Origin of the sequence: Calidifontibacillus erzurumensis, from assembly GCF_013303125.1 — a bacterium.
GTDB lineage: Bacteria > Bacillota > Bacilli > Bacillales > Bacillaceae_J > Calidifontibacillus > Calidifontibacillus erzurumensis.
Genome location: NZ_JABTTE010000044.1, coordinates 1 through 7,420, shown reverse-complemented (window position 1 = coordinate 7,420; position 7,420 = coordinate 1). Strand labels below are relative to the sequence as shown.

The window sequence follows — 7,420 nt, the reverse complement described above, 5'->3', positions numbered from 1 at the left end:
CGTACCTTACAATAAAAGCATCAAAAGACGAAAGGATGTTTGAAATTGGAGATATTAAAACTAAAACATATTTCCAAAATATATGGGGATAAGGTACAATTCAGCGCACTGAAAAATATTAACTTGAATATCGAAAAAGGAGAGTTTATTGGAATTATGGGGCCTTCCGGAAGTGGGAAGACAACCCTTCTCAATGTAATTTCAACGATTGATCATCCTACATCCGGCGAAGTATTGATAAATGGTGAAAATCCTTATATACTAAATCATTCAAAGCTTGCATTATTCAGGAGGAGAAAGCTTGGATTTGTTTTTCAAGATTTTAATCTAATTGATACGTTAACGATCGGAGAGAATATAGTACTTCCTTTAACATTAGATGGGCATAAAGTTTCCATGATGGAGAAAAAATTGAAAGATGTTGCCGCAAGGCTCGGTATAGAAAATATTCTTTCGAAAAGGACTTATGAAGTATCAGGTGGACAGGCTCAACGTGCTGCTATTGCCCGTGCAATCATTCATACGCCTCTACTTTTATTGGCAGATGAACCTACGGGTAATCTTGATTCCAAAGCAGCAAAAGATGTGATGGAACTGTTTGAATGCATCAATAATGACATGGGAGTAACTACTTTAATGGTAACTCATGATGCTAAATCAGCAAGCTATTGCCATAGAGTGATTTTTATTAAAGATGGGCAGTTGTTTAATGAAATTCATCGCGGGGAAAGCCGCCAGAAATTTTATCAACAGATCATCGATGTTCTTTCTCTCCTAGGAGGTGAAGAACATGACATTGCTACAGTTCGCTTTTAATAATGTTAAACGAAACACGAGGGTTTATTTAGCCTATTTCCTAAGCAGTGTATTTACGATCATGATTTTTTTCTCTTTTGCAGTCAATTTGTTTCACCCTGAGATTGAAAATAAAAGTGGCGGAGCCATAGAAATAATTATGGGACAAGCGGAAGCTGTTATACTAATCTTTTCATTTTTGTTTGTATTCATATCGGTGAATTCATTTTTGAAAATTAGAAGTAAAGAATTTGGAATTCTAATGATCCTTGGTATGACTAAAAAACAGCTTAGACGGCTTGTGTTTCTTGAAAATATGATGATCGGATGTTTGGCAATCATGGCAGGTATTACTATTGGATTAGTATTTTCAAAACTTTTATTAATGATTTTAAGTAATATTCTGTCTTACGGTTCTCTATCATTTTATTTTCCATTTAAAGCGATCATAGTAACTGTAGCATTCTTTATTTTAATATTTATTGGTATTTCAACTTTAACTCCACTAATAATTCGTACAAGCACCATCATTATATTATTAAAGGGAACAAAAAAGCCTAATAGGGAGATAAAGTTTTCATTCACCCAATCGATTTTAGCTGTATTATTGCTAGGTTCCGGTTATTTTATAGCGCTATCTCCTAAAGCTTTTGATATACATCCGTTGTTGGATAAAGTCGTTTTATTTATTGAAAGTATTCCATATTTAGAAGTTATTTTAACAGCTTCGGTTGTTATTGGAACTTACTTGTTTTTCTCTCAGCTAAGTATTTTTGTACTACATTGGTTGAAGCGAAACAGAAGGTTCTACATGAAAAAAACGAATATGCTTTGGGTTTCAGATCTCATTTACCGGATTAGGGATAACTCCCGTATGCTTTTTTTAGTTACGATTCTCTCTTCAGTTGCATTTACCTCTATAACAGGAGTATATGCACTTAGTTCTGTCGTTAAGGATGAGTCATTAAAAGATCATCCATTTGCACTCACATACACATCTTACAGCAATAATGGTAATGAATTGCAGCACATAAAAATAATTGATGAAATGCTTAAAAGCTATGGCTTTCAATACGAAAAAGTGAAAAGCGAAGTGATCAAGCAAGCCTCAAGCAACAATCATACAATCCATATTATAAAGCTTTCTGATTATAACGATCGGGTATCTGCATTAGGATTAGAGAAAGTAGATCTAAAAAAAGATGAAGCATTATTAATTCCTGTCTATGTACGATTTGACCCGAAAAGAGATAAAACATTAAGCCAAGAAACTGTTTCTCTTAATAAAGGGGAAATCAATCTTGAAGTCGTTGGTGTTGCTCCAAAAGTTATTTTCTACTCAGGTTTGTTTAATAATCTGATTGCTGTTCATGACGAAATATTTAATCAATTAACAAATATTCAAGATAAATACTATTCCTATTCCTATGTAATTCCAGATTGGCAAAATACTTTAGAAGTTACTGAAAATCTAAGGGAAGAACTTGGAGTAGGTGAGCGAGGTTTATATTTTTGGTCAACAAGGATTGAAGGATATATTTTAGAAAATCAAAATAAGAAATTATTTTTATATGTTGGCTTCTTTCTAGGTGCAATATTCTTTTTGGGAGCTAGCAGCTTCCTCTATTTCAGACTGTATACCGATTTAAATCAGGAAAAAAATAAATATATAGGGTTGTCAAAAATTGGCTTAAGTTTTAAAGAAATGAAAAAAGTAGCAAGTATGCAAATAGCAATATTGTTTTTTGTTCCTTTTATTCTTGCATGTATTCATACGTTTTTTGCAATAATGGTGCTGCAAACAGTATTGTATTCGTCCGTATTCAAACAATTCTTAATAGTAATAGGTGCATTTTTAATATTGAATATTATTTATTATTTATCCATTCGCTACCGATATATCAATTTGTTGAACCGATTAATTGATCATAAAAATTAAATACATTGGTAATAGGTGTTTAAGTTAGAAAGGGAATTTGGAAACCTTTACCGATTTTCCTTTTAAAAGCGAGTTAATGACATTGATTTTTTTCATTGTCTTTGGCTCGTTTTCGTTTTTTAAAGCTGTACTATTAAAAAAAGAAAGAAGGCTATTGGTTTATACATGATTCCTTTTTAACTATGCCTATATTAACTTTTGGCTTTGACAACAAACCTTTAATAAAGTCAAAAAAGTCGGGAATAGACTTTAGAGGAATGATATAATAAAAAACAGCTTTGAGGAGGGTTTTTTAAATAACAAGCTTCGGGGGAAGAGATACATCAAAATAATTGTATGGTAATTGATGATGCTATTTATAAATTTCTAATTGCTTATTGAAAAAATACCAATTGAAATATGAACGATTTAATAATTGAAGTGCGGCAAATGCTAAAGTATAAATTGTTGAAAAGGCGCAGTTTACAAATATCGGTAAAGTAAAAAGCTTTGACATGAAACCTCTTTTGATGAGATTCTGTTGAGAAATGGAGGATAATATAATGGTCAAAAATCGAGGAAAAATATATCTAGCATATGGGAGCAATTTGAATTTAAAAGAGATGTCTTCTCGCTGTCCATCCGCTAGTATTCTAGGAAGTTCGGAACTTCTAGGTTATCGACTGCTGTTTTGCGGGGAGAGTGGCAGTGCGGAGGCGACGATAGTAAAGCAAAAAGACGGAAGAGTGCCCGTGCTGCTTTGGAATATTATGCCTTCAGATGAAGAAGCGTTGGATCTATATGAAGAATATCCGGAAGTGTACCGAAAAGAATTTGTGAACGTACATTTCAAAGGGGAATGGGTTTCTGCAATGGTATATATAATGAATGAAAAAATGCCCCTAGGGGAACCCGATCGTACCTATTATGAGGTTATTCGCCAAGGATATTTAGATGCAGGGTTTGACTTATCAATTTTAGATAAGGCAGTGCAAGATTCGATGCATTCTGAATGTGAAATGAAAGAAAAGAATTAAAGAAACAAGTGAAAGGTTATTACTAAAAATAGAGAATGAGATCATACCGCACCGTGAATAGAGTTTGTGAAAAGAAAATAATGTTTATAGATAAGTCCTATTAATGATGAGTTTCATACCTAATATTATTGATTAAGTTTATAATAATCCAATTAGTCCATTTATAGTGATGCAAAACCTATCTTATTTAATTAAACAAATATCAAAGAAAATCCCCGGATCTACAAAAGGCTGTTTAACCACATAGCACAACACCCGAGGAAAAGAATAATTTTTTTGTATAAGATGTGTAAAGAATAGAGAAGGAAAATTTAAGTGAGCCATAAAAAAATAATCACTTCCAAGAGATTTGTATTTAAAAACTAGAAAAATAATATTTTCAAAACTTCAAAGGTCTCAGTATAGAAATAAAAATTTATCAAAAACACTTGATTCCTTTAAACGGTTTCCAAAATTTATGTTTCTTTAATATTGATAATTGTTCCTTTTGTAATTTCTAATAAAATTTTTGGAGTCAGCTTAAAAACTGCATTTGGAGTTCCTGCAGCTGCCCATATTTCATCATATTGCAAAAGGTCTTCATCAATAAATGTAGTCATTGAATTTTTATGCCCGACTGGTGGAATGCCTCCTATTGCAAAACCTGTTTGTTCTAAAACAAATTTTGCGTCCGCTTTTTCTAATTTTTCACCAATAAATTTTTCAATTGCTTTTTCATTTACCCTATTTGTTCCACTAGCGATAATTAGTATAGCATTTTCAGATGTTTTTCCTTTAAAGATTAATGATTTCGCAATTTGTCTTATTGTACAACCTATCGCATTTGCGGCTTCCAGTGCAGTACGGGCAGAATCCGGTAATTCTATTACATTAAGTTCAAACCCCAATTGATTTAGAACAGTCTGCACTTTTTGTGCACTTTTCTTTAAACTGGTTGACATAAAATTTCCTCCTATTACAGAACTTTACTTAGTAAATTTTGGTGGGTCGTTTTGTAGATTATATTATACAAATAACTAATATAACGTACAACAATAGATGGAATATAATGAAAGATTTAATCCCAAGGATTAGGCAAAAATGTAAAATATAATGAAACCTAAGTCTTGATAAAGTGGCTGATTTTACCGATGTTAGCAAAGCAATGTTAGCGCAAATCGAAAGAGGGAAGTTAATCCAAATGAGTCTACTTTGTGGAAAGTAGTTACAAGATTAAATATTTCCTTGTTTATTTCAAGGATGAAAGGAACATTGAAATTGTTCATGTTGGATGGTATGTTCTTTATCCTTTAAAAGAAGGAGACAGAAAAATGAGAGTATTTTCTATTTTCCTTATGAACATTAGAAGATTTGAAGTATTCACAATCGAATTAAAGGAAGGATGCAATCATCATTCGTTGCCACATAATCGAGGATGGATGAATATATTTTTGTTACAAAAGGTCAAATTGAATTAGAAATTGGAGATGAATTATACAAATTTTCAAATGGAGTCTCAATAAGGTTTTTACCGGATAAACATCATTGCTATAGGAATCAAACAGATGAGCTAGTTCATTGGTTCATATTATATTATTTTAAATAATCCCTTCGAAGAAATAATAATAGGCAAGTAATGGGAGAGATTTCGACTAACTACCCATCACTTGCCTTTTTTCCAACATATAAAATTAACTTTCTTATTTGCTCTAAGTAAAAAACAAGAATTAAATGGAAAAGGTACATTTTAAAATGGTAAAAGTCATTTTGATTAATTCGTCAACGCTTGCAACGGCGCAGGTATTCTTCCGCCCCTTTGAATAAGTTTATCTGAATGAAATGGATTAACACCGATGACAGGAGCGCGGCCAAGGAGACCACCAAACTCAACCATATCTCCTTCTTTTTTTCCAGGAACAGGAATGATGCGTACAGCAGTTGTTTTTTTATTGATCATCCCAATGGCAGCTTCATCTGCAATGATGGCTGATATTGTTGCAGCAGATGCATCGCCAGTAATAGCAATCATATCTAAACCGACGGAACAGACACAAGTCATCGCTTCAAGCTTAGAAAATGTGAGAGCACCGTCAACAATTCCTCTAATCATACAATTATCTTCACTGACAGGGATAAAAGCACCGCTTAGTCCGCCAACATAGGAGCTCGCCATTGCTCCACCTTTTTTAACAGCATCATTCATCAAAGCAAGGGCTGCAATTGTTCCATGGGTTCCGACCCGCTCTAAACCAATTTCTTCGAGAATTTCCGCCACACTATCATTCATGGCGTTCGTTGGAGCTAAAGAAAGATCCATGATGCCAAACGGTACTTGCAAACGTTCAGCCACTACACGACCGATTAATTCGCCAGCCCGGGTAATTTTAAAAGCTGTTCTTTTAATAATTTCAGAAATTTCTCCTAGATCTGCATTTGGATAACGTTTTAGTGCATTTAAGACTACACCCGGTCCGCTAACACCAACATTAATAACGGTTTCTCCTTCACCGGCACCGTGGAAAGCCCCCGCCATAAACGGATTATCTTCTACTGGATTGCAAAAAACAACTAGTTTGGCACAGGCAATACCATTTTGATCCTTCGTTCTTTCAGCCGCGTCTTTAATAATCATTCCTAATATTCTTACAGCATCCATATTGATGCCTGTTTTTGTTGTCGCTACTGAAATGGAGGAGCAAACCCGTTCTGTCACGCTTAGTGCCTCTGGCAATGCATCTAACAATACTTGATCGCCTTTTGTAATTCCTTTATGTACAAGTGCTGAAAAGCCGCCAATAAAATCGATTCCAAGTTGTTTAGCTGCTTTATCCAGTGTTTTTGCTAGTTCAACTGCTTGTTTGGTTGTTGCATTTCCAAGCAGTTCAGCACAAGGAGTAATGGAAATTCGCTTATTAATAATCGGAATGCCAAACTCTTTACTTACTTGTTCGGCCACTTCTTTTAATCTTGCTGCGTGCGTCGTTATCTTCTTAAATACTTTTTCATTCATTTTTTCAAATTCACTATCTACACAATCCTTTAAGCTGATCCCCATCGTCACTGTTCGAATATCTAAATTTTCCATTTGAACCATGCGGATCGTTTCAATCATTTCATCTATTGCTATACTCATTTTCATAGTCAATTCTCCTTTAAATGCGGTGCATTGTACGGAATATTTCTTCAAGCTGAATATTTATTTTCAGTCCCATTTCTTCGCTAATACCATCAAATTTTGCTTGTAAGGAATCAAGATTTTCAATGTTTGTAACATCAACGAGCATCATCATCGTAAAGAAATCTTGAAGAATCGTTTGGCTGATATCTAGGATATTTACATTATTTTCTGCCAATACGGTAGTGACCTTTGCAATAATTCCAACTTGGTCTTTTCCAATAACACTGACAACTGCACGTCTCATTCGTCCATTCAATCCTCTCATATGTTTAGTTTGTTTTCACATGTTTTTGTTGTATTCTATATTTTTTCAACAAAAAAACTAAAAAATAAAAAAAGATTGGAGAATTCTCCCCAATCCAGGCAAATGTTCGAATAACCACTAATGTTTAAAGGCTACTCTTCTGTCCTTTTGCCTGAGATTGTGAATCCTTCGGCGCTGTATATAACAGTCTCTCCAGAAGCCGCTCCGGTTATAGTGTGACCCATAACGTTCATCGCAAATATTATATT

7 protein-coding genes and 1 riboswitch are annotated in these 7,420 nt (G+C 33.8%); of the genes, 4 read left to right on the top strand and 3 right to left on the bottom strand.

Features of this window, described 5'->3' with window-relative positions; translation table 11 throughout:
- The first annotated feature begins 45 nt into the window (after window positions 1–45).
- The 3 genes from HR057_RS16595 to HR057_RS16585 all read left to right on the top strand — a co-directional run bounded on the left by HR057_RS16595 (window position 46) and on the right by HR057_RS16585 (window position 3,750).
- A complete protein-coding gene (locus HR057_RS16595; protein WP_173732600.1) occupies window positions 46–816 on the top strand; it encodes an ABC transporter ATP-binding protein in 771 nt (256 codons plus the stop codon).
- Window positions 791–2,734, top strand: a complete 1,944-nt coding sequence (locus HR057_RS16590; protein WP_173732598.1) for an ABC transporter permease — start codon at window positions 791–793, stop codon at window positions 2,732–2,734. Before HR057_RS16595 ends, HR057_RS16590 begins: the two co-directional genes overlap by 26 nt.
- Window positions 2,735–3,276: 542 nt before the next feature.
- Window positions 3,277–3,750 carry a gamma-glutamylcyclotransferase family protein gene (locus HR057_RS16585; RefSeq protein ID WP_173732596.1) on the top strand — a complete coding sequence of 158 codons (474 nt, stop codon included), beginning with the start codon at window positions 3,277–3,279 and terminating at the stop codon, window positions 3,748–3,750.
- Between the two features lie 455 nt (window positions 3,751–4,205).
- On the opposite strand, the gene HR057_RS16580 is transcribed toward HR057_RS16585, so the two are convergent.
- The gene (locus HR057_RS16580) at window positions 4,206–4,691 is read right to left on the bottom strand and encodes a YbaK/EbsC family protein (protein WP_173732594.1); all 486 of its coding nucleotides are present in this window, start codon (window positions 4,689–4,691) and stop codon (window positions 4,206–4,208) included.
- Between the two features lie 473 nt (window positions 4,692–5,164).
- Here HR057_RS16580 and HR057_RS17445 point away from each other — a divergent pair, with 473 nt between their 5' ends.
- On the top strand, window positions 5,165–5,335 hold the full coding sequence (locus HR057_RS17445) for a cupin domain-containing protein (protein WP_374723726.1): 171 nt from the start codon (window positions 5,165–5,167) through the stop codon (window positions 5,333–5,335).
- Between the two features lie 165 nt (window positions 5,336–5,500).
- On the opposite strand, the gene HR057_RS16570 is transcribed toward HR057_RS17445, so the two are convergent.
- Together HR057_RS16570 and HR057_RS16565 are read right to left on the bottom strand one after the other, a co-directional pair.
- The gene (locus tag HR057_RS16570; protein ID WP_173732602.1) at window positions 5,501–6,862 is read right to left on the bottom strand and encodes a PFL family protein; all 1,362 of its coding nucleotides are present in this window, start codon (window positions 6,860–6,862) and stop codon (window positions 5,501–5,503) included.
- A gap of 19 nt (window positions 6,863–6,881) precedes the next feature.
- Window positions 6,882–7,151 carry an ACT domain-containing protein gene (locus tag HR057_RS16565; protein ID WP_173732592.1) on the bottom strand — a complete coding sequence of 90 codons (270 nt, stop codon included), beginning with the start codon at window positions 7,149–7,151 and terminating at the stop codon, window positions 6,882–6,884.
- A 150-nt stretch (window positions 7,152–7,301) separates the two neighbouring features.
- A riboswitch (glycine riboswitch) is annotated at window positions 7,302–7,378 on the bottom strand.
- Window positions 7,379–7,420: the final 42 nt, after the last annotated feature.

Excerpts from the sequence above, each read along its gene's own strand:
- HR057_RS16570 (WP_173732602.1), bottom strand. The coding sequence starts at position 6,862 with ATGAGTATAGCAATAGATGAAATGATTGAAACGATCCGCATGGTTCAA.
- HR057_RS16590 (WP_173732598.1), top strand. The coding sequence starts at position 791 with ATGACATTGCTACAGTTCGCTTTTAATAATGTTAAACGAAACACGAGG.
- HR057_RS16565 (WP_173732592.1), bottom strand. The coding sequence starts at position 7,151 with ATGAGACGTGCAGTTGTCAGTGTTATTGGAAAAGACCAAGTTGGAATT.
- HR057_RS16585 (WP_173732596.1), top strand. The coding sequence starts at position 3,277 with ATGGTCAAAAATCGAGGAAAAATATATCTAGCATATGGGAGCAATTTG.
- HR057_RS17445 (WP_374723726.1), top strand. The coding sequence starts at position 5,165 with ATGGATGAATATATTTTTGTTACAAAAGGTCAAATTGAATTAGAAATT.
- HR057_RS16580 (WP_173732594.1), bottom strand. The coding sequence starts at position 4,691 with ATGTCAACCAGTTTAAAGAAAAGTGCACAAAAAGTGCAGACTGTTCTA.